Source organism: Streptomyces sp. LaBMicrA B280, from assembly GCF_049222185.1.
Lineage (GTDB): Bacteria > Actinomycetota > Actinomycetes > Streptomycetales > Streptomycetaceae > Streptomyces > Streptomyces murinus.
The window spans coordinates 48286-70199 of sequence record NZ_JBMJCT010000004.1; the positions used below are offsets into that span (position 1 = coordinate 48286).

The following is a 21914-nucleotide window of genomic DNA, read 5'->3' on the forward strand; positions in this document are numbered from 1 at the left end:
CGGAGGCCGCCGCGCCGTATGCCGGGTCAGCAGGGACGCAGGGAGAAGATCGGATTCCAGGTGGCGGTGCCGGCCTGGTACGCGGTCGAGGTCCAGCGGACGCTGCCGTCCTGGTTGAAGAACCGGGCGACCGTGCCGGGCGTCTGGTTGTTGGTGAACGGGCCGTCACCGGTCCAGTTGTTCACCGTCCAGGTCTGGCACTTGTAGAAGTCGAACTTCGTGCCCTTGACGACCATGCAGAGGTGGCCGTACGCGCAGTCCAGGTCCTTCGCGGCGAGCCTGCCCCGCGGGGCCTTCGTGAGCGTGAGGCCGTCGTAGCGGACCTGGTCCCGCGTCACCTTCAGCGCGGCCGGGTGGCCCGGCAGCACCTGGTCGGCGACGCGCTCGACGGCGGTGACCCGGGTGCCGTCCGGGGCGGCGGCGGTGGCCGCGGCCGTGGAGCCGGCGAGCAGGGCGGTGGCCGCGACGAGCAGCGCGGCGGGCTTGGCGATATTCACTGTTCCCCCATGTGAACGAGCGAGGTGGTCGCTCCGCCGTGGCGGAGTGGTTCCACCGTCCCAGCCGGGCCCCGGGGCCGGTACCTCGGACGTCTCAGGGTGTGTACTGTGCGAGCCCGCGGGCGACCTCCGCGCAGTACGCGCGGTACGCCGCCGGGATCCCGCCCGCGGCCTCGACCTTCTTGTACGACGTCCGGTACGCGGCCGCGTCCAGCAGCCGCCGGTCACCGGGCAGGTCCGCCTTCAAGTGGGCGTCGATGAAGCACAGATAGCGGCCCATCGCCGGGATGGACACCGCCGGGGTCAGCGGGGGCGTGGGGGTCGCGGCGGCGGGGATGCCGTCGTCCCGCATCCACCAGCGCAGCACGGCCGGGGTCCAGCGGGCGATGCCGTACTCCTGGGTGCCCGGGTCGGCGAGGTCCGCGTCGAAACCGCTCTCGGCCCTCAGCATGGCCGCGATCAGCGCCGGGCTGACGTCCGGGCGGGGGCAGCCGTGGGCGGCGTCCACGATCAGCCGCCGGTAGCGCACCGGAACGCCCCGGTCGGTGCGCAGTTCGGCGGCGCCGTAACGGGCCAGGGCCTTGCCGTCGTCGCCGGAGTGCCGGTGGTCGAGGCCGTACCCGGCGAGTGCGGCGAGTGCGGCGGCCCCGAGGGCCAGGACGGCCGTACGGCGGCGGCCGGAGCGCGTGAGGCGGGGCGGCCGGGGTGGCCGGCCGGTGCCGTGAGGCGGGGCGGCCGGGGTGGCCGGCCGGTGCCCGCGGCGGCCGTGACCCGGCGCAGCAGCGCCCCGGTGCCGATCCGGTCGGCGTGCGTACGGGCCAGGCAGTCCCGGACGATCTCCCGCCAGGCGTCCGGGAGTTCGGCCGACAGCCGCAGTTCCTCGGTGCCGCGCGCATAGGCGACGGCGGCGTCCCGGCGGGCCGCGGGGGTGCCGCCGGGCAGCGGGAAGGAGCCGGTGAGCAGGAGGTGGGCGAGCACGCCGAAGGCCCAGATGTCGGCCGACGGGCGGATCGGGCGGCCGCGTTCGCCGATCTCCGCCCACAGCAGCTCGGGCGGGGTGTAGTCGGGGGTGGAGAAGGCGGGCGTGTAGCCATGGGTGCCCTCCAGCTCGGCGGCCATGTTGAAGTCGGCGAGCCGCGCCGAACCGTCCGCCATCAGCAGCACGTTGGCCGGTTTGAGATCGCCGTGCACCCAGCCCGCCCGGTGCAACTGGCCGAGTCCTTCGGCGACATGGACCAGCAGCGCGGGCCCGGCGGCCGGCCGGGGCGCGGCGGCGAGCAGCGCGGACAGGGAGCCCTCCGCGCGTTCCAGTACGAGGACGGTGGCGCCGTCGAGTTCGGGGCACCCGGGGTCGTCGACGACGAGGGTCTCGTACATCCGGATCAGCCGCGGCTGCCGCAGCCGTCGTAACAACGCGACCTCGCGCTCGACCAGTTCGCGCAGATGGGCGAGGTGACGGGGGGTGCCGGTGCCGGTGGGGAGGAACTTCAGGGCGGCGCCGCGGGGGAGCCGGGCGTCCGGCCCGCCGGTCCGCCGGGCGGCGTACACGCTCCCGAAGGCGCCCGTCGCGAGCGGCCGGCGGACCTCCCAGTCGCCGACCCGGTAACCCCTGGGCACCGGGACGGCGTACGGCTCGGTCACCGGGCGGTCCGGCCCGCGGCACCGGATCCGGACCCGGTGCCGGACCCCGGTCCGGGGCCGGTCCTCGGTCCGGTGCCCGCCAGCACGATCAGGTCGTCCTCGCGCACCAGGTCGAAGCGGAGCGCCAGCGAGACCAGGGACTCCTTCTTGCCGTTCAGCCGCGGGCCCGGATCCGCCGTGTCCGGGCCGGGTTTGAGCCGCAGCTTCACCGCGAGGTAGTCGATGTTCCACTGCACCGAGGTGCGCGAGGCGGCCGGCCAGCGGGGCGCCAGCCGGGCCACGACCTGGTCGACGGTGGGCGGCGGGGCGTGCGGATCACCGCGCAGCCGGGGCTCGCACAGGGCGGCCAGCACGGCGAAGTAGCGCTTGGTGCGGTCGACGGAGAAGGCCGGGGCGGTGGTGTCGCCGTCGGTCCCGCAGCCGTCGCGCAGATAGTCGTGGCGCGGCGCCCACACCTCGACGGCGAGCAGGTCGCCGCCCGCGGGCAGCACGATCCGGGAGAACTCGAAGGGCACCGGCGCGTCGAGCCTGCCCGGCCCGACCTTGATGTGCTCGCCCGCGCCCTCCGGGTTCTCCACGACGTACGTCTGGTGCGCGGACAGATTGCTCAGCGTCCAGAACGCGCCCTGGGCGCCGAGTTCACCGGCCCGGCGCGAGACCCCCTCGTGCGGGATCGGCAGATCGTTCCCGGGCGCCCGCCCGAAGCGGAGGCGCTCGCCGGGGGCGAGGCGGATCTGACCGTGCTGCTGCCGGTCCTCCGTGGTCGGCGGAGGTACGACGATGATGCTGTACAAGGTGCGTCTCCCCGTGCCTGACGGCTGTTCCCAGAGTAGGGCGACGCAGCGGGGCCGTGTCCCCCCTTCAAGGGTGAGACACGGCCCCGGATGCCGAATGGCGCGAAGTGTTCCTTTTCGCGCGGGCGGCGCGGTGACGCGGGCGGCTCAGTAGCGCGGGCGGCCGAACCAGGCCTTGCCGTCGGCACCGCCGACGAAGCAGGCGATCAGGATGCCCAGCACGATGTGGAAGATGCCCACGACGACGAGGAACGGGTAGACGCCGAGCACCGCGGTCAGGATGCCGAACACCAGCGTCGTGACCCGCAGGTTGTTGCCGCCGGAGGAGAACTTCGTGGCCAGCACGATCGCCCACACCAGCCAGGCGAGCGCGAGCACCACGAAGGCCCACAGCACGCCCACCGGGTAGTCGGCGACGCCCGGCACGGAGTTGTCGTTCTTGGCCTTGTTGACGGCCACGGCGAAGAAGGCGAAGAGACCCACGCCGATGACCTGGAGGGCGACGATCACCCACAGCATCACGCGGGCCGCGTTGACCTTGCCCGGCATGGTGGTCATCGGGGCGGCGCCGTACGACTGCTGGACCGGCGGCGCGGCGGGGTAGCCGTACCCGGGCTGCTGCGGCTGTCCCTGGGGAGCGCCGTAGGGGTTGTTCGGGTCGCCGTAGCTCATGGCTGGTGTTCCTCCGTTGTTCGAGCGAGTGCGGGGACGAGGCGCGGCACTGCACGGAGGAGAGTTTCTACAGATGCGGTCCATCCCCCCGATGAGCTGCCCGCTGCACTGTGCTGTTCATGGTTCTTGACCGGATACTGACTTGTCCAGCCGTAATCCCCGGGTGTTGTGCAAGTGCAACATCGGTGATCACCCGGACATGTGCCCGGACCCTGGTCGGGACCCGGATACGGCCCCGGATTGGAACCCGGGGGCGGTCATCCTGGAGGATGGGGGTATGACCGCCCAGATTCTCGATGGCAAGGCCACCGCAGCCGCGATCAAGTCCGATCTGACCGCCCGCGTGGCGGCGCTGAAGGAGAAGGGCGTCACGCCCGGCCTCGGCACGATCCTGGTCGGGGACGACCCCGGCAGCCGCAAGTACGTCGCGGGCAAGCACCGCGACTGCGCCGAGGTGGGCCTCGCCTCCATCCAGCGGGAGCTGCCGGCCACGGCCGGCCAGGAGGAGATCGAGGCGGTCGTTCGCGAGCTGAACGAGGACCCGGCCTGCACCGGCTACATCGTCCAGCTGCCGCTGCCCAAGGGCATCGACGAGAACCGCATCCTGGAGCTGATGGACCCGGCCAAGGACGCGGACGGCCTGCACCCGATGAACCTCGGGCGCCTGGTCCTCAACGAGCCCGCCCCGCTGCCCTGCACCCCCAACGGCATCCTCACCCTGCTGCGCCGCTACGGCGTGGAGATCAAGGGCGCCGAGGTCGTGGTCGTCGGCCGGGGCGTCACCATCGGACGCCCGATGCCGCTGCTGCTCACCCGCCGCAGCGAGAACGCCACCGTGACCCAGTGCCACACCGGCACCCGCGATCTGTCCGCCCACCTCAAGCGGGCCGACATCGTCGTCGCGGCGGCCGGCTCCCCGCACCTGATCCGCGCCGAGGACATCAAGCCGGGCGCGGCCGTCCTGGACGTGGGCGTCTCCCGCAACGCCGAGGGCAAGATCGTCGGTGACGTCCACCCGGACGTGACCGAGGTGGCCGGTTTTATCTCCCCCAACCCCGGCGGTGTCGGTCCGATGACCCGGGCCCAGCTGCTGGTCAACGTGGTCGAGGCGGCGGAGCGCAGTGCCGGCTGAGGACACGCGGGACGGTGCGGAGACCGTCCGTGACGCGATCAGCGCCCCCGACGCCGAGGGGCGCCCGCGGCGGGTCACCCGCCGCTTCCCGTTGTTCACGCGGGACACCGCACGGCCGGAGGGCGGTGGCCGGGCCGCGTCCGGCGGCGCGCCCGCGCCCGCCCGGCAGTGGCCCCTGCTGGTGGTGCTCGGCACGGTCGGGCTCGGCCTGCTGCTGACCGCGTTCGACGCGTTCCGGGTCGGCACCCTGCTGATCGGCGCCGCGCTGCTGGCCGGCGCGGTGCTGCGCTGGATGCTGCCCGGCGTCGGCATGCTCGCGGTCCGCTCCCGCTTCACCGACATCAGCACCTACGGCGTCCTCGGTCTGGCGATCGTCCTGCTGGCCCTGATGGCCCAGCCGCATCCCCTGCTGGAGATCCCGTTCCTGAGCAACACGCTGCACTTCACGATGACCAAATGATGACCAAGTAGGGCCGGTGGTACGGCGGTTCGTCCCCACCCCCGATGAGGGACGAACCGCCGCCCGACACACCCTGGCTCGTGGCCGAGGACCTGATCAACAGCTGTCTTCGCGCTGTGGCACGGAAGTGACCGTTCCGCTGAACGGTGACCGTCCGGTACGGAATTGGGGATGAGGGGGGAGACGATGTCTCGTTGGCAGACCTTGCCGAGCGAACTCGACCCGGAGATCAAGGAGTTCGTCAGTCAGCTGCGGTGGCTCGTGGACCTCGGCGGGCTCGGCGGCGCGGCCCTGGCCGACCGCACGGGCTACGGCAGGGCGTCCTGGGAGGACTACCTCGCCGGACGACGTCTCGCCCCCAAGGGCGCCGCCGTCGCGCTGGCCGAGGCGGCGGGGACCAGCCCGGTGCCGATCATCACGATGTGGGAGCTGGCCGAACGGGCGTGGAGCCGGGCGGAGTTGGGGCACGAGCACGCGGCGCCGGGAGACCGGGCCGTGAGCGGGACCGAGGGCGGGTCGCTCGGCGTCCCGAGGATTCCCGCTCAGCCGACGGCGGCGGAGGCGGCGCGGCGCGGGGGTACGGCGGCGGACTCGTCCGGCGGTAACTCGTGGGGGCTGGCCGGGTACCAGGGTCCCTCGCGGGCGACCGGGCGGCCGGGGGCGTGGCCGGAGCCGGTGCGGGTCCCCGATGAGCCGGAGTCGCAGAGTCCACAGAGTCTTCAGGGCCCCGAGAACCCTCAGGGGCCTCAGGGGCCTCAGAGACCTCAGGGACCGGGACCTCAGGGACCTCAGGGTTCCGCCCCCGTACAGCCCCCCGCCCCCGCCCCCGGCTCAGCCCCCGACCCCGAGCCCGGCCCCGACGCCAAGCCCGGGTACCGGCAGCCGGTGCTGATGTTCCTCGGCGGGTTCGTCACGGTGCTGCTGATCATCCTCGGCGTCTTCCACTTCACCGGGTCCCACGGCGGCGGCAGGCACGCGGCCGGGTCCGGGAAGCCCGCACGGAGCGCGAGTCCGAAGGCGAGCCCCCCGCCCGGGGTGGAGTGCTCCGGCTCGGACTGTGCGGGCAAGGACGCCGAGACGATGGGGTGCAGCGGCGACCAGGTGACCACCGCCCAGACCGTCACCCTCGGCACCACCATCCTGGAGGTCCGCTACAGCAAGGTCTGCGGCACCGCGTGGGGCCGTATCACCGGCGCGGTGCCCGGCGACAAGGTCCAGGTCACCGCGGCGCGGGGCAAGGTCCGCGAGTCAGGGGAGGCCACCGAGGCGGGCGACACCATCGCCTACACCCCGATGATCGCCGTGCCGGATCCGGCCCGGGCGACGGCGTGCGCCACGCTCGCGTCGGGCCGCACGGGGTGCACGCGGTGAAGCCGAACGAATGAATTCGGGATCGGCAGGCATGGCCGCGCGGATCCTGGGCACGCGAACGGATACCCCCCACGGGAGACCGGTACGCCGGTACCCCCACCGGCGGCCGTTTCCGTCCACCCTCTCCGGACGGACGGCCGCCTTTTTCGTACCCCGTGATCTTCTGTGGGGTGAGCCACAGGGCCCCGTACGTCTCGCATGCCGGATGCGCGATAGCCTGACCGCTGGATCTCTCTTGATGCCAAGAGATCGATCATCCGCCCGGGGCAGGGACGCCCCACCGCCAGCTGTCATACGGAGAACGCCATGACCCGCACTCCCGTGAACGTCACCGTCACCGGCGCGGCCGGCCAGATCGGTTACGCCCTGCTCTTCCGCATCGCCTCCGGCCAGCTGCTCGGCGCGGACGTGCCGGTCCGCCTGCGCCTCCTGGAGATCACCCCGGCGCTCAAGGCCGCCGAGGGTACGGCCATGGAGCTGGACGACTGCGCCTTCCCGCTGCTCCAGGGCATCGACATCTCCGACGACCCGAACGTCGCCTTCGACGGCGCCAACGTGGCCCTGCTGGTCGGCGCCCGCCCGCGCACCAAGGGCATGGAGCGCGGTGACCTGCTGGAGGCCAACGGCGGCATCTTCAAGCCGCAGGGCAAGGCCATCAACGACCACGCCGCGGACGACATCAAGGTCCTGGTCGTCGGCAACCCGGCCAACACGAACGCGCTGATCGCGCAGGCGGCGGCGCCGGACGTACCGGCCGAGCGGTTCACCGCGATGACCCGTCTGGACCACAACCGGGCGCTGACGCAGCTGGCGAAGAAGACGGGCTCGACCGTCGCCGACATCAAGCGGCTGACGATCTGGGGCAACCACTCCGCCACGCAGTACCCGGACATCTTCCACGCGACGGTCGGCGGCAAGAACGCGGCGGAGGTCGTGGCCGACGAGAAGTGGCTGGCCGAGGACTTCATCCCGACCGTCGCCAAGCGCGGCGCGGCGATCATCGAGGCGCGTGGCGCGTCCTCCGCCGCGTCCGCCGCGAACGCCGCGATCGACCACGTGCACACCTGGGTCAACGGCACGGCCGAGGGCAACTGGACGTCCATGGGCATCCCGTCCGACGGTTCGTACGGTGTGCCGGAGGGCCTGATCTCCTCCTTCCCCGTCACCACGAAGGACGGCGCGTACGAGATCGTGCAGGGTCTGGAGATCAACGAGTTCTCCCGCGCCCGCATCGACGCGTCCGTCAAGGAGCTCTCGGAGGAGCGCGAGGCGGTGCGCGCGCTCGGCCTGATCTGACGGTAGTTCTCACGCGGGCCCCGCACCGGAATCCTCCGGTGCGGGGCCCGCGTGTATGTGCCGTGTGCCCCTAGGGGGTTGCCGCCGGTGCCGGTCGTGCGGTCAACGTCTCGCGCCTGCCGTACCCCCTCACCACCACCCCCGTAGCCACCAGTACCGCCACCCCCACCGCCCGCAGCGCCGGTCCCATTCCCTGGAGCAGGTCGGCATGGCCCGAGAGGACCGTGCCGGTCACGGCGACGCCGAGGGCCGCGCCCGTTTCGCGGGCCGTGGTGCCGAGGCCCGAGCCCAGGCCCGCCTGGTGCGGGGGGAGGGAGGTGACGACGCCCAGGGTGAGCGGCGGCATGGACAGGCCCGCGCCGGTGGAGATGACCAGTAGCCAGCAGACGAAGAGCCCGTACGGGGTGGATCCGGACGCCGTGGACGCGCCGAGCAGACCGAGACCGATGAGCGCGAGCCCGGTGCCGACGAGGGTGCGGGGGTGGTCGGACCAGCGCTTGGCCAGGATCTGCGCGCCCGCCATCCCGATCACCAGCGGCATGATCGCCACCCCGGTGACGGCGGGACCGTACCCCTTGACCTCTTGCAGATACTGCGAGTTGACGAAGAACAGGGAGAAGAGGCCGAAGAACCCGGTCGCCGTGCCGAGGGACGCCGCCCGCAGCCGGGGCGAGGCGAAGACCCGCGGGTCGAACAGCGGACCCCGGGCGCGCAGCGCGTGCACCGTGAACGCCGCCACCAGCACCGCCCCCGCACCGAACGCACCGGCGATCCGGGCCGACAGCCAGCCGTACGACGGCCCCTCGATGATCCCGAACAGCACGGCCACAAGCCCCGCGATCAGCAGCGAAGCGCCGAGCGGATCGGTGTGGCCCGACGCCGACCGCTCCGTGCGCGGGACGACGCGTGCCACCACCGCGATCAGCAGCGCCGCGAGCGGCACCATGGCCCAGAACAGCGCCCGCCAGCCGAGGAACTGACCCGCGAGCCCGCCGCCGAGATTGCCCGCGGCCCCGCCGAGGCCGATCGACAGCGTCCACGCGGCCATCGCGCCGGACAGCCCCCGGCCCACGATCAGCACGAGCGGCGCCCCCGCCAGCGCACTGGTCGCGGCGCCCGCCGCGAACAGCGTGAGCCCGGCGAGCAGCGCGCCCTTGCGCCCGTGCCGGTCCCCGAGGGCCCCGGCGGGGATCAGCAGTCCGGCGAAGACGATGACATAGGCGTCGACCGTCCACAGGATCTCGGCGCCCGAGGGACGCAGCGCGGACGAACTCAGCTGCGGTATCAGCAGGTTGATCGCCGCCACCATGCTCTGCGCGACCAGGACACAGGCGCACAGGGCGAGCAGGGCGGGGCGTTTCAGGGCGTGCGAGGGCACGGCTCCTCCTGGGAGCTGGACGGTGAAAGGGGATGCGCGTTCACCGTAGGCTCCTCTCCGACCTGCACTCCAGTGCAACTTATGCAAGGAATGAATGCGCATGACGCAATCCACGAGCCTCGACCTGAATCTGCTGGTCGCGCTGGACGTGCTCCTGGAGGAGCAGAGCGTGCGGGGCGCCGCGCGCCGACTGCATCTGTCCGAGCCGGCCATGAGCCGCACCCTCGGCCGCATCCGCAAGGCGCTCGGCGATCCCGTCCTGGTGCGGGCCGGCCGGCAGCTGGTGCCGACCCCGCACGCCCTGGCCGTGCGCGCCGAGGTCAGTGCCGTGGTGGAGCGGGCCCGCGCCCTGTTCGCGCCCGGCCGGGACACCGACCTGGGCACGGTCAGCCGTACCTTCACGATCCTCGGCCATGACGCGATCGTCGCCACCCATGGCGCCGCCCTCCTCGCCCGCGCCGCGCGCGAGGCCCCCGGCATCCGGCTGCGCTTTTTGTCCGAGAGCCACATCGACGGCCCGTTCCTGCGCCAGGGCACCGCGGACCTGGAGATCGGGGTGATCGACACCACCGCCCCCGAGGTGCGTCAGGAGACGGTCTACGAGGACCGCATGCTCGGCGTCGTACGGTCCGGACACCCTTTGCTGGACGGCGAGTTGACCCCCGAGCGGTTCGCCTCGGCGGCCGGTCACCTCATCGTGTCCCGGCGCGGCCGGCTGCGCGGACCGGTCGACGACGCGCTGGCCGAGCTGGGGTTGAGCAGACGGGTGGTGGCCAGCGTCGGCACCTACCCGGCGTCGCTGTTCGTGCTGCGCGAGACCGATCTCATCGGCCTGATCAGCCCCTGGGCCCGCCCGCTCGCCGAACCCCTCGGGCTGACCGTCTTCGAGGTCCCGCTGCGGCTCCCCGCCGCCCCGGTCGGCTTCGCCTGGCACCCCCGCCACGACGCCGACCCGGCCCACGCCTGGCTGCGCGCCCGGGTCCGCGAGCTGATGGAACAGGGCGCCGGTCCCACCGCCACGGGCTGTACCGGTCCCATGGACCGAACGCAGCGCCCCGGATAACCGTTTCTGTCTGTTTTCCGCCGTCTTTTTAGTGACGCCGCGCACTTTTGGTGACTGATTCCGCATGCAAACGGAGGTCGGGGGCAGGGGGCCACGGTCCCTGAGCCGGCCCTTCGCGTGACACGGGGGCATCGAACAGTAACGGAAGGCAACACCGATCATGGCGGACAGCACGGCACGACAGACCCAGGCGACCATCCACGCGGGAGGCGAGTGGCTGACGGCGGTCTCCGGGGCGACCCGGGAGATCCTCGACCCCGCGGACGCCCGGCCGTTCGCCGTGGTCGCGGAGGGGGACGAGAAGGACGCCGAGCGCGCCGTGGCCGCGGCCCGGCAGGCGTTCGACCACGGCCCCTGGCCGACCACCCCCGTCGCCGAGCGCGCCGCCCTGCTGCGCCGCGTCGCCGATCTCCTCGTACGCGATCGCGAAGCGCTCGGCCGTCTAGAGGCCCAGGACGCGGGCAAGACCGTGGAAGAGGGCCGGGTCGACATCGACTGTGTCGCCGACGCCTTCCGCTACTTCGCCGACCTGGTGGCCGCTGAGGCCCCCGGCCGCGTCGTGGACGCCGGGTCGCCCGACATCCACAGCGTCGTCGTACATGAGCCGGTCGGCGTCTGCGCCCTGATCACCCCCTGGAACTACCCGCTGCTCCAGGCCAGTTGGAAGATCGCCCCGGCGCTCGCGGCCGGCAACACCTTCGTGATCAAGCCCAGCGAGATCACCCCGATGACCACCGTCGCGCTGATCGAGCTGCTGGTGGAGGCCGGACTGCCCGCGGGCGTCGCCAACATCGTCACCGGCCCCGGCCACACCGTCGGCGCCCGGTTCGCCGAGCACCCCGACGTCGATCTGGTCTCCTTCACCGGCGGACTGGTCAGCGGCACCAAGGTCGCCCAGGCAGCCGCGCCGAGCGTGAAGAAGGTCGCCCTCGAACTCGGCGGCAAGAACCCCAACGTGGTCTTCGCCGACGCCTGCGCCACCGAGGAGGGCTTCGACACCGCCGTCGACCAGGCGCTGAACGCGGCCTTCATCCACAGCGGCCAGGTCTGCTCGGCCGGTGGCCGGCTCATCGTCGAGGAGTCGGTGCGCGACCGCTTCGTCGCCGAACTCGCCCGCCGCGCCCAGCGGATCAGGATCGGCCGCGGCACCGCGGACGGCGTCGAGGTCGGCCCGCTCGTCTCCGCGCAGCAGCGCGCGAGGACCGAGGCGTACGTCGCCTCCGCGCTCGCCGAGGGCGCCGTCCTGCGCTGCGGCGGCAAGCGGCCCGAACCCGCCCCCGAGCGGCCCGAGTCCGGCTACTACTACGAGCCGACCGTCCTCGACGGCTGCCACCGCGAGATGAAGGTCGTCCGCGAGGAGGTCTTCGGACCCGTCCTCACCGTCGAGACCTTCACCACCGAGGACGAGGCCGTCCGCCTCGCCAACGACACCGAGTACGGCCTCGCCGGTGCCGTGTGGACCACCGACCCCGGCAGGGCCCGGCGCGTCGCGGCCCGGCTGCGTCACGGCACCGTCTGGATCAACGACTTCCACCCCTACCTGCCGCAGGCGGAGTGGGGCGGCTTCGGCAAGAGCGGCACCGGCCGCGAGCTGGGCCCCGCCGGACTCGCCGAGTACCGGGAGACCAAGCACGTCTACCAGAACCTCGCGCCGAAGCCGGTGCGCTGGTTCTCCGGCTGAGTCAACTCCGTTCGGAAAAGCCCTGGTTCGGGCCCCGAGACCTCTCGACACCCCCTGGAGCGGCACTCCATGTCCCACACCCCCCACGTCTACGACTACGTCGTCATCGGCGGCGGCACCGCGGGCTCGGTCATCGCCTCCCGCCTCACCGAGGACCCCGATGTCACCGTCGCCGTCATCGAGGGCGGCCCCAGCGACATCGACCGCGAGGACGTCCTCACCCTGCGCCGCTGGCTGGGCCTGCTCGGCGGTGATCTCGACTACGAGTACACCACCGTCGAGCAGCCAAACGGCAATTCCCACATCCTGCACAGCCGCGCCAAGGTCCTCGGCGGCTGCTCCTCGCACAACACCCTGATCTCCTTCAAGCCGCTGCCCTCCGACTGGGACGAGTGGGAGCAGGGCGGCGCCAAGGGCTGGGGCGCGGTGCCGATGGAGGCGTACTTCGCCCGGCTGCGCAACAACATCGTGCGCGTCGCCGACAAGGACCAGAACGCCATCGCCAAGGACTGGATCGACGCGACGAAGACCGCGATCGGCGTCCCCGAGGTGATCGGCTTCAACGACAAGCCGTTCCACGAGGGCGTCGGCTTCCTCGACCTCGCCTACCACCCGGAGGACAACAAGCGCTCCTCCGCCTCCGTCGCCTACCTCCACCCGCACATCGAGGCCGGTGACCGCCCCAACCTCACGCTGCTGCTGGAGACCTGGGCGTACCGGCTGGAGCTGGACGGCAAGCGCGCCACCGGCGTCCACGTCCGCACCAAGGACGGCGCCGAGCGGCTGATCAGCGCCCGTCAGGAGGTCGTCGTCTGCGCCGGAGCCGTCGACTCCCCGCGCCTGCTGCTGCTCTCCGGCATCGGCCCGAAGCGGGACCTCGAAGCGCTGGGCATCCCGGTCGCGCACGATCTGCCGGGCGTCGGCGAGAACCTCCAGGACCACCCCGAGTCGGTGATCGTCTGGGAGACCAACCGGCCGCTGCCGGAGAACTCGGCGATGGACTCCGACGCCGCGCTGTTCGTGCGCCGGGACGCGTCGCTGGACGCCCCCGACCTGATGTTCCACTTCTACCAGATTCCCTTCACCGACAACCCCGAGCGCCTCGGCTACGAACGCCCCGAGCACGGCGTGTCGATGACCCCGAACATCCCCAAGTCCCGCGCCCGCGGCCGCCTCTACCTCACCAGCGCCGACCCGGAGGCCAAGCCCGCCCTCGACTTCCGGTACTTCACCGACGAGGACGGCTACGACGCGCGGACCCTCGTCGACGGCGTGAAGATAGCCCGCGAGATCGCCCGGACCGAGCCGTTCGCGGGCTGGCTGAAGCGGGAGGTCTTCCCCGGCCCCGAGGTCACCGACGACGAACAGCTCAGCGAGCTGCTGCGCAAGGCCCACCACACCGTCTACCACCCCGCCGGCACCTGCCGGATGGGCGCGGCCGACGACGAACTCGCCGTGGTCGACCCGGAGTTGAAGATCCGTGGTCTCGACGGCATTCGCATCGCGGACGCGTCCGTCTTCCCGACCGTTCCCGCCGTCAACCCCATGATCGGGGTGCTGATGGTCGGGGAGAAGGCCGTCGATCTGATCGGAGGCGATCGCCGATGAGCACCACCACTCCCACCGTCCCCACCCGCAAGCCCCCCACCGCCGGGGGCGACGCACCCGTCTTCTCGGTCTCCGGCCTGTGGAAAGTCTTCGGCCCCAAGCCCGAGCGCGTCCCCGCCGACCCCGAACTCGGCGCCCTCGACGCCGCCGAGCTGCGCGCCCGCACCGGCTGCACCGCCGCCGTCCGCGATGTCTCCTTCGACGTCCGCAAGGGCGAGGTCTTCGTGGTGATGGGCCTGTCCGGCTCCGGCAAGTCCACCCTTGTGCGCTGTCTGACCCGGCTGATCGAGCCGACCGCGGGCACCATCGCCATCGACGGCGAGGACGTCCGCGCCATGGACAGGTCCCGGCTGCGCGAACTGCGCCGGCACCGCGCCGCGATGGTCTTCCAGCACTTCGGCCTGCTCCCGCACCGCACCGTGCTCGACAACGTCGCCTACGGCCTGGAGATCCAGGGCGTCGGCAGGTCCGAGCGCCGCGAGCGCGCCGCCGAGATCGTCGCCAAGGTCGGCCTCGACGGCATGGAGCACCGCCGCCCCGGCCAGCTCTCCGGCGGCCAGCGCCAGCGCGTCGGCCTCGCCCGCGCGCTCGCCGTCGACCCCGAAGTGCTGCTCTTCGACGAGCCGTTCAGCGCCCTCGACCCCCTCATCCGCCGCGACATGCAGGACGAGGTCGCCCGCCTCCACGAGGAGGAGGGCCGCACGATGGTCTTCATCACCCATGACCTCAGCGAGGCCCTCAAGCTCGGCGACCGCATCGCCCTGATGCGCGACGGCCAGGTCGTCCAGCTCGGCACCCCCGAGGAGATCGTCGGCTCCCCGGCCGACGACTACGTCCGCGAGTTCGTCCGGGACGTGCCGCGCGAGCAGGTGCTGACCGCCCGTACGGCCATGCGCCCCGCGTCCGTGGTGGAGAGCGCCGAAGGCCCCGCGCTCACGCCGGACGCCACGGTCTCGGAGGCCATCGAGGCCGTCGCCCGCACCGGCACTCCGGCCCGTGTCATGGACGACGGCAAGTGCCTGGGCGTGGTCGACCACGAGCAGCTGCTGGGCGTGGTGGCCGGTGTGCCCGTCGCCCCGGCCACGGGCCCCCGCGCCACCCCGGAGGCCGTCTGATGGCTACCCTCACCGTCCCCGCCCTGCGCACCAGGACCCCCGCCGTCCTGCGCAACAGAGCCGTCGGCAAGCTCCTCCTGCTCGCCCTGATCACGGCCGTCCTGCTCCCGCTGCTGCACGGCCGCGCCTGGCCGCACCACCTCACGGTCAGCCTCACCCAGCCGCTGACCAGCGCCAGCGACTGGATCATCGACAACCGCGACACCCACCCCCTCTTCCTCTACTTCTTCGGCTACATCAGCGACGCCGTCGTCCTCGCCGTCCGCGCGGTCTACGTCGCCCTCCTCGCCCTCGGCTGGCCGGGCGTCACCGCGCTCGGCGCCCTCGTCGCCTGGCGGGTGGCGGGCCCCCGCCTCGCCGCCGGGACCGCCGCAGCCTTCCTCGCCTGCGGCGCGCTCGGCATGTGGGAACCGACGATGCAGACCCTCGCGCTGATGGTCGCCGCCGTCCTCGCCTCGGTGCTCGTCGGCACCGCCCTCGGCCTCGCCGGGGGACTGTCCGCGCGCCTCGACCGCGCCCTGCGCCCGGTCCTGGACACCATGCAGGTCCTCCCGGCCTTCGCCTACCTCCTCCCCGTCGTCCTGGTCTTCGGCATCGGCGTCCCCGCGGCCGTCCTCGCCACCGTCGTCTACGCCGCCCCGCCCATGGCCCGCCTCACCGCGCTCGGCCTGCGCGGCGCCGACCCCGAGGTCCTGGAGGCCGTGGAGTCGCTCGGTGCCACCCGCCGCCAGCGGCTGCTGACCGCCCGCATCCCGCTGGCCCGCAAGGAACTGCTGCTGGGCCTCAACCAGACGATCATGATGGCCCTCTCCATGGCCGTCATCGCCTCCGTCATCGGCGCCGGCGGCCTCGGTGACCGCGTCTACCAGGCCCTGTCCACCGTCGACGTCGGCCAGGCCCTCGCCGCCGGCATCCCGATCGTGCTGCTCGCCGTGGTCCTGGACCGGGTGACCGGCGCGGCCGGCGCCGACGGCGCGAAGGGATCCCGGACGATCGGCTGGCCGTACGCCCTCGCCGTCACCGCGGCCGCCGCCCTCGCCGCCCGCCTCCTCGGCGCCCTCGACTGGCCGACCGGCTGGAGCGTGCAGATCGCCGCCCCGGTCAACCGCGCCGTCGACTGGATGACCGGCCACCTCTACTCCGGCGTCCCGGTCATCGGCGGCACCGCCGACTGGGCGGCCCACTTCACCACCTGGGTCCTGGACCCGATCCGCGACGGACTCCAGGGGCTGCCCTGGTGGTCGCTGCTGCTGATCGTCGCCGCCCTCGCCTGGCTGATCGGCACCTGGCGCACCGCACTGACCGCCGTGCTCGCCCTGGCCGCGATCGGCGTGCTCGGCGTGTGGGAGCCCGCCCTCGACACCCTCTCCCAGGTACTGGCCGCCGTCGCCGTCACCCTGGTGCTCGGCTTCGCCACCGGCATCGCCGCCGCCCGCAGCGACCGCGTCGAGCGCGCGCTGCGCCCGGTCCTGGACGTCTTCCAGACGATGCCGCAGTTCGTGTACCTGATCCCGGTCGTCGCCCTGTTCGGCGTCGGCCGCGCCCCCGCGGTCGCCGCGGCCGTCGTCTACGCGCTGCCCGCCGTCGTCCGCATCACCGCGCAGGGCCTGCGGCAGGTCGACCCGGCCGCCCTGGAGTCGGCGCGCTCGCTCGGCGCGACCGGGCGCCAGCAGCTGTGGCAGGTCCAACTTCCCCTCGCCCGCCGCGCGTTGCTGCTCGCCGTCAACCAGGGCGTGGTCCTGGTCCTCGCCGTCGTCATCATCGGCGGTCTGGTCGGCGGCGGCGCCCTCGGCTACAACGTCGCCTTCGGTCTCGCCCAGGGCGACCTGGCGACCGGTCTGGTGGCCGGTGCCGCCATCGTCTGCCTGGGCCTGATGCTGGACCGGGTGACCCAGCCGACCGAACGCCGCCCGGGGAAGGGAGCCTGACATGCGGATCCGACTGCGCACGACGATCCCCGTCGCGCTCGCCGTGCTGGGGCTGACCACCGGCTGCGGCGCCGCCGACATGACCAAGCAGGCCAGCCCGTTCGCGCACACCGGCGGCGGCAAGAGCGTCACGCTGTCCGTGCAGTCCTGGGTGGGCGCCGAGTCCAATGTGGCCGTCGCCCAGTACCTGCTGGAGCACAAGCTGGGCTACCGCGTCGACACCGTGCAGGTGGACGAGGTGCCCGCGTGGGACGCGCTGAGCCAGGGCCGGGTCGACGCCATCCTGGAGGACTGGGGCCACCCCGACCAGGAGAAGCGCTACGTCGACGACAAGAAGACGATCGCCCGCGCCGGGGATCTCGGGGTGACCGGTCACATCGGCTGGTTCGTGCCGACGTACCTCGTCAAGCAGCACCCCGACATCACCGACTGGCACAACCTGAACAAGTACGCCTCCCTCTTCCGCACGGCGGAGAGCGGCGGCAGGGGCCAGCTGATGGACGGCTCACCGTCCTATGTCACCAATGACAAGGCCCTGGTGAAGAACCTGAAGCTGGACTACCAGGTCGTCTTCGCCGGTTCCGAGGCCGCGCAGATCACCCAGATGAAGCAGTTCGCCAAGGAGAAGAAGCCCTTCCTGACGTACTGGTACTCACCGCAGTGGCTGTTCAAGAAGGTCCCGATGACGGAGGTGAAGCTGCCGCCGTACAAGGACGGCTGCGACGCGGACGCGGCGAAGATCGCCTGCGCCTACCCGCGCACCCCGCTCCAGAAGTACCTCAACGCGGACTTCGCCAGGTCGGGCGGCAAGGCGGCCGACTTCCTGAAGAAGTTCCGCTGGACCACCGACGACCAGAACGAGGTCTCCCTGCTGATCGCCCAGGACAAGCTGTCCCCGGACGCGGCGGCGAAGAAGTGGGTGGACAGCCACCCCTCCGTCTGGAAGCAGTGGCTGTCCTGAGCGGCTACTGACGCAGCCCGGCGGCGAGTTCGGCCGCCGCCGCGGCGGCCCGGCGCTGGAGCTGCGGGCCGAACGTGATCCGGGTGGCCCCGAGTTCGCCGAGCGCGGCGGGCGAGGGGCCGTCCGGGGTCAGCGGGGCCAGTGCGTTCAGCGGGCCCTCGATGCCGGAGCGCAGCAGGGGCAGTACGGCCACCGGGGCCATGATCGGGTACACGCACTCGGCACCCGCCGCGATGTACGACGCGGCCCGCTCGACGGCCTGTTCGACGGCCTGTTCGACGGCCCGTCCGGGATCGCCGTCGCCGTGCACGAAGACATCGACGCGGGCGTTCAGGAAGATCCGTCCCCCGGCCGCCGCGCAGAACGCGGCCAGGTACTCGGCGTGCTCCCGGGGGTCCTTGAGCGAACCCCCGATGGAGTCCTCGATGTTGCAGCCGACGGCGCCCGCCGCCAGCAGCCGCTCCACCAGTTCCCTCGGCGCGAGCCCGTACCCGTCCTCGATGTCCGCCGTCACCGGCACGTCCACCGCGCGCGTGATCCGGGCGACCGCCGCGAACATCTCGTCCGCCGGGGTCTCGCCGTCCGCGTACCCGAGCGCGGCGGCGACCCCCGCGCTCGGCGTGGCCAGCGCCTCGAACCCCGCCTCCGCGAGCGCCCGCGCGCTGGCCGCGTCCCAGGGGCCGGGCAGGATCAGCGGGTCCCCCTGGGGGCGCCCCCGGTGCAGCGCGCGCAGCACCTGCACGCCGTCGCTCACTGGTGCTGCCCCGGCCGGTAGTGGCCCGGGGTCATCCGGGCGGTGACGCCGAACCGGTTCCAGGCGTTGATCACCGTGATCGCGGCGATCAGCCGGGCCAGCTCGGGCTCCTCGAACTGCTTGGCGGCCCGCTCGTACACCTCGTCCGGCACAAAGCCGTCGGTCAGGACGGTGATCGCCTCGGTCAGCTCGATCGCCGCCAGCTCCTTCTCCGTGTAGAAGTGCCGCGACTCCTCCCACGCGGAGAGCTGGATGATCCGCTCCACGCTCTCCCCGGCCGCCAGCGCGTCCTTGGTGTGCATGTCCAGGCAGAACGCGCAGTGGTTGAGCTGCGAGGCGCGGATCTTCACCAGCTCCAGCAGCTTCGGGTCCAGCCCCTGCCGGGCCGCGATGTCCAGCCGCACCATCGCCTTGTACACGTCCGGAGCGTGCTCGCTCCAGTGCAGACGGGGGGCGTGCTCGGCGGCGTACTCGGTGTTCTCGTCCGTGTTCATGCCTCAACCGTAGAAGCCAGGCAGCCCAGGAGTATGGTCCATTTCCATGGCGGAAACGTGGGCCACTTCGGGCGTCGACCTGCATCTGGAACCGGCCGGCCCGGGCGGGCTGCGCCGGGGGCTGACCGACGCCCTGCGCGACGCGGTCCGCACCGGCCGACTGGCCCCCGGCACCCGGCTGCCCTCCTCCCGGGCCCTCGCCGCCGACCTCGGCATCGCCCGCAACACCGTCGGCGAGGCGTACGCCGACCTGGTCGCCGAGGGCTGGCTCACCGCACGGCAGGGCTCCGGCACCAGGGTCGCCGAACGCACCGTGGTCCCGCCGAGCGGCCCCGCCCGCAGGCCCCGCGTCCCGCCCCGGCCCACCCACAACCTCGTCCCCGGCACCCCCGACCTCGCCGCGTTCCCGCGCGCCGCATGGGCGAGGGCCGCCCGCCGCGCCCTGACCGCCGCGCCCAACGACGCGCTGGGCTACGGCGATCCACGCGGCCGGGTCGAACTGCGCACCGCGCTCGCCGGTTATCTCGCCCGGGTCCGGGGCGTCCGCTGCGACCCCGACCACCTGGTGGTCACCGCGGGCTTCTCGCACGCGCTGCGCGTCCTCGGCCCGGTGCTGCGCGCCCGCGGGGCGGACTCGGTGGCCGTCGAGTCGTACGGCCTCGACGCCTACTGGAGCCTCCTCCAGGCCGCCGGACTCGCCACCCCCGCCCTGCCCTGGGACGAACTCGGCACCGACACCAGCCCGTTGACCACCGAAGGCGCCGTACTCCTCACCCCCGCCCATCAGTTCCCCATGGGCATGCCCCTGCACCCCGACCGGCGCGCGGCCGTCGTGGACTGGGCCAGGCGCACCGACTCCCTTGTCCTGGAGGACGATTACGACGGCGAGTTCCGCTACGACCGCCAGCCGGTCGGCGCCCTTCAGGGCCTCGACCCCGACCGCGTCGTCTACCTCGGCACCGCCAGCAAGTCCCTCGCCCCCGGCATCCGGCTCGGCTGGATGGTGCTGCCGCCGGCCCTCACCCGGGAGGTGATCGCGGTCAAGGGGCACGTCGACACCGTGGGCGTGCTCGAACAGCTCACCCTCGCCGAGTTCCTCACCTCGGGGGCGTACGACCGTCAGGTCCGCGCCTCCCGGCTGCGCTACCGGCGCCGCCGCGACGCCCTTGCCGCGGCCGTCACCGAACGCGCCCCCGGCGTCCGGGTCACCGGGGTCGCCGCCGGTCTGCACGCGCTGCTGCGGCTGCCCCCGGGCACCGAGCCCTCCATCGTCCAGGCCGCCGCCTGGCAGGGCCTCGCCCTGCACGGCCTCTCCTTCCACCGCCACCCCGAGGCCGTCGCCGATCCGGTGGACGCGCTGGTGGTGGGCTACGGAACACCACCGGACAGCGCGTGGGCGGGAGCCCTGGAGGCGCTGTGCAGGGTGCTGCCCTGAGGGGCGGGGGGTCAGCCGGTGAGGGGGCGGAAGATCAGGAAGAAGAACCGGGCGCCCGGTGAACCCAGTGGCTGCGCGGCGCACAGGGTCACCAGGCCCCGCGCGGAGGGGGAGTGCTTCTCGCAGCACCGATCGGCCTCGTCGGCGGCGAGGCCCGCGTGCCGCACCGGCCGGGTGTCGCCGTCCTGCTGCACATAGGTGATGTCGTGCCGCCGGTAGACGGGCCCGACCACGGGGTCGTCGTTCACCTCCGCGTCCAGCTGCCGCAGATCGGGGTTGTCGGGGTGGGCCGCGACCGCCGCCCGCAGCTGGGCCGCGACCGGTGCCGCCCAGCGCTCCGCCCAGTCCAGCAGATGGTGCTCGCGCGCCTCCTCGCGCAGCAGCATCCAGCGCATCACGTTCCGCTCGGGCAACTCGGGCTCCGCGCCCTCGACTCGGGGGAACATGCGCAGGAAGTCGTCGTTCCAGGCGAGGAGGTTCCACGCCACGTCGTTGACGTAGCAGGGCACGCCGGACACGCCCTGGACGGCCGTGAACCAGGCCGGGTCGACCCGGGTGCCGGCCTCGGGGTTCATGGGGACCGGCGGCTCATGGCCCAGCGCGTAGACGTACAGCGCGCTCCGCTCCGGCTCGGCCATCCGCAGCACGGTGGCGACCGCGTCGAGGAACTCGGGCGCGGGGGAGGGCATGTCGCCCCGCTCCAGCTGCGCGTACGTGCGCTCGGAGACGTACAGCGCGTGCGCCACCTGGGCCTGGGAGAGCCCGGCGGACCGGCGGCCGCGACCGGTGCGGCGGGGCCAGCCCAGTTCGCTGGGGTCGATCAGCGAGCGCTTGTGCCGCAGCAGCGACCGCAGGGCTTCCCTGTCCATCCCCGACTCCCTCTCGGCGCGGTGCGCCGCACCGGCCCGACAAATAACGGAAGTCTACGTTCCTGAAATTCCGGTTCCGGAAAAAGCGGCTCCTGGTCACGGAGGCGCGAGTACCGCAGGATGGTGCCCGGACCGGTTGCGCTGCGGGGGGCGCAGCCGGTCCGTCGGCGCTCGGGTCGCCTACCCGCTGATTTCCGCCGCCGGTTGGCCGTTCTCCGGCGACCTGCCCGGACATCTCCACCGCCCGACCCACCAGCCTCGTACGGCCCGCTCGACGCCGGGCCGTCGACCTTGCCCGGTTTGTTCGTCGGCGGCCCCCGCCACGGGCCCATCAGCTTTCTGCGGCCTGCTCGTCGGCTTCCGCTGTTGGTCGGCTGCTCGTTTCGCGGTCTGCCCGGCGGGTCTGCGTCACCGGTCCGTCGCCCTTCCGGGTGGCGCGCTCGGCGGCCTCGCGCCACGGGCTCGTCAGCCTTCTGCGGGCCGCTCGCCGCCGCCGTTGGTCGGCTGCTCGTTCCGCGGCCTGCTCGGCGGCTTCCGCCATGGGCCCGTCAGCCTTCCGCAGCGCGCTCGTCGGCCTCTGCCGCTGGGCGGTCGCTCGTTTCGCGGTCTGCCCGGCGGGTCTCCGTCACCGGTCCGTCGTCTTCCTGCGTGGCCCGCTCGGCGGGCCCCCGGTGGCCGGGCCGTCGGCCCTCCGCTGTCTGTTGCTCGCTCGGCGAGAAGTGGTCGGCCCCTCAGCTTTCCGCCGCCCGGTCCGTGTTCTTCGGC

Annotated in this window: 18 protein-coding genes and 1 pseudogene; 11 read left to right on the top strand and 8 right to left on the bottom strand. The window is 72.8% G+C overall.

From position 1 onward, the window contains the following. Window positions 1-26 precede the first annotated feature (26 nt). The 4 genes and pseudogenes from ACLF5H_RS03745 to ACLF5H_RS03760 all read right to left on the bottom strand — a co-directional run bounded on the left by ACLF5H_RS03745 (window position 27) and on the right by ACLF5H_RS03760 (window position 3604). On the bottom strand, window positions 27-497 hold the full coding sequence (locus tag ACLF5H_RS03745) for a hypothetical protein (RefSeq protein WP_421674641.1): 471 nt from the start codon (window positions 495-497) through the stop codon (window positions 27-29). A gap of 94 nt (window positions 498-591) precedes the next feature. Then, window positions 592-2138: pseudogene (locus tag ACLF5H_RS03750) on the bottom strand (serine/threonine protein kinase). Continuing rightward, entirely contained in the window at window positions 2135-2932 is a 798-nt protein-coding gene (locus tag ACLF5H_RS03755; protein WP_421674642.1) for an FHA domain-containing protein, read from the bottom strand. The pseudogene ACLF5H_RS03750 and the gene ACLF5H_RS03755 overlap by 4 nt, the downstream one beginning before the upstream one ends. Window positions 2933-3079: 147 nt before the next feature. After that, entirely contained in the window at window positions 3080-3604 is a 525-nt protein-coding gene (locus ACLF5H_RS03760; RefSeq protein WP_421674643.1) for a hypothetical protein, read from the bottom strand. Between the two features lie 277 nt (window positions 3605-3881). Here ACLF5H_RS03760 and ACLF5H_RS03765 point away from each other — a divergent pair, with 277 nt between their 5' ends. The 4 genes from ACLF5H_RS03765 to ACLF5H_RS03780 all read left to right on the top strand — a co-directional run bounded on the left by ACLF5H_RS03765 (window position 3882) and on the right by ACLF5H_RS03780 (window position 7863). Further along, entirely contained in the window at window positions 3882-4736 is an 855-nt protein-coding gene (locus ACLF5H_RS03765; protein ID WP_421674644.1) for a bifunctional methylenetetrahydrofolate dehydrogenase/methenyltetrahydrofolate cyclohydrolase, read from the top strand. Continuing rightward, window positions 4726-5196 carry a DUF3017 domain-containing protein gene (locus tag ACLF5H_RS03770; protein WP_421674645.1) on the top strand — a complete coding sequence of 157 codons (471 nt, stop codon included), beginning with the start codon at window positions 4726-4728 and terminating at the stop codon, window positions 5194-5196. The genes ACLF5H_RS03765 and ACLF5H_RS03770 overlap by 11 nt, the downstream gene beginning before the upstream one ends. A 186-nt stretch (window positions 5197-5382) precedes the next feature. Further along, window positions 5383-6567: a DUF2690 domain-containing protein gene (locus ACLF5H_RS03775; RefSeq protein WP_421674646.1), complete on the top strand. Its 1185-nt coding sequence runs from the start codon at window positions 5383-5385 to the stop codon at window positions 6565-6567. A gap of 306 nt (window positions 6568-6873) precedes the next feature. Further along, the gene (locus ACLF5H_RS03780) at window positions 6874-7863 is read left to right on the top strand and encodes a malate dehydrogenase (RefSeq protein ID WP_421674647.1); all 990 of its coding nucleotides are present in this window, start codon (window positions 6874-6876) and stop codon (window positions 7861-7863) included. A gap of 70 nt (window positions 7864-7933) precedes the next feature. Here the strand turns inward: ACLF5H_RS03780 and ACLF5H_RS03785 are convergent, their stop codons facing one another. After that, complete coding sequence (locus ACLF5H_RS03785; RefSeq protein WP_421674648.1) at window positions 7934-9241, bottom strand: MFS transporter; 1308 nt, start codon at window positions 9239-9241, stop codon at window positions 7934-7936. Window positions 9242-9335: 94 nt separating this feature from the next. Here ACLF5H_RS03785 and ACLF5H_RS03790 point away from each other — a divergent pair, with 94 nt between their 5' ends. The 6 genes from ACLF5H_RS03790 (at window position 9336) to ACLF5H_RS03815 (ending at window position 17597) form a co-directional block, all read left to right on the top strand. Beyond that, a complete protein-coding gene (locus ACLF5H_RS03790; protein WP_421674649.1) occupies window positions 9336-10304 on the top strand; it encodes a LysR family transcriptional regulator in 969 nt (322 codons plus the stop codon). A gap of 160 nt (window positions 10305-10464) precedes the next feature. After that, window positions 10465-11985, top strand: a complete 1521-nt coding sequence (locus ACLF5H_RS03795) for an aldehyde dehydrogenase family protein (RefSeq protein WP_421674650.1) — start codon at window positions 10465-10467, stop codon at window positions 11983-11985. Between the two features lie 69 nt (window positions 11986-12054). After that, the gene (locus ACLF5H_RS03800) at window positions 12055-13593 is read left to right on the top strand and encodes a GMC family oxidoreductase (protein WP_421674651.1); all 1539 of its coding nucleotides are present in this window, start codon (window positions 12055-12057) and stop codon (window positions 13591-13593) included. Further along, on the top strand, window positions 13590-14708 hold the full coding sequence (locus tag ACLF5H_RS03805) for a quaternary amine ABC transporter ATP-binding protein (protein ID WP_421674652.1): 1119 nt from the start codon (window positions 13590-13592) through the stop codon (window positions 14706-14708). Before ACLF5H_RS03800 ends, ACLF5H_RS03805 begins: the two co-directional genes overlap by 4 nt. Then, a complete protein-coding gene (locus tag ACLF5H_RS03810) occupies window positions 14708-16636 on the top strand; it encodes an ABC transporter permease (protein WP_421674653.1) in 1929 nt (642 codons plus the stop codon). The genes ACLF5H_RS03805 and ACLF5H_RS03810 overlap by 1 nt, the downstream gene beginning before the upstream one ends. Before the next feature lie 7 nt (window positions 16637-16643). Further along, window positions 16644-17597 carry an ABC transporter substrate-binding protein gene (locus tag ACLF5H_RS03815; protein ID WP_421674762.1) on the top strand — a complete coding sequence of 318 codons (954 nt, stop codon included), beginning with the start codon at window positions 16644-16646 and terminating at the stop codon, window positions 17595-17597. Between the two features lie 4 nt (window positions 17598-17601). Here ACLF5H_RS03815 and ACLF5H_RS03820 read toward each other — a convergent pair whose 3' ends face one another. Together ACLF5H_RS03820 and ACLF5H_RS03825 are read right to left on the bottom strand one after the other, a co-directional pair. After that, the gene (locus tag ACLF5H_RS03820; protein WP_421674654.1) at window positions 17602-18351 is read right to left on the bottom strand and encodes an isocitrate lyase/PEP mutase family protein; all 750 of its coding nucleotides are present in this window, start codon (window positions 18349-18351) and stop codon (window positions 17602-17604) included. Continuing rightward, the gene (locus ACLF5H_RS03825) at window positions 18348-18845 is read right to left on the bottom strand and encodes a carboxymuconolactone decarboxylase family protein (RefSeq protein ID WP_421674655.1); all 498 of its coding nucleotides are present in this window, start codon (window positions 18843-18845) and stop codon (window positions 18348-18350) included. Before ACLF5H_RS03825 ends, ACLF5H_RS03820 begins: the two co-directional genes overlap by 4 nt. A gap of 46 nt (window positions 18846-18891) precedes the next feature. On the opposite strand from ACLF5H_RS03825, the gene ACLF5H_RS03830 reads away from it, so the two are divergent. Continuing rightward, window positions 18892-20280 (top strand): PLP-dependent aminotransferase family protein, encoded by a 1389-nt coding sequence (locus ACLF5H_RS03830; protein WP_421674656.1) that lies wholly within the window; start codon window positions 18892-18894, stop codon window positions 20278-20280. Between the two features lie 11 nt (window positions 20281-20291). Here ACLF5H_RS03830 and ACLF5H_RS03835 read toward each other — a convergent pair whose 3' ends face one another. Then, on the bottom strand, window positions 20292-21149 hold the full coding sequence (locus ACLF5H_RS03835; RefSeq protein WP_421674657.1) for a helix-turn-helix domain-containing protein: 858 nt from the start codon (window positions 21147-21149) through the stop codon (window positions 20292-20294). Window positions 21150-21914 lie beyond the last annotated feature (765 nt).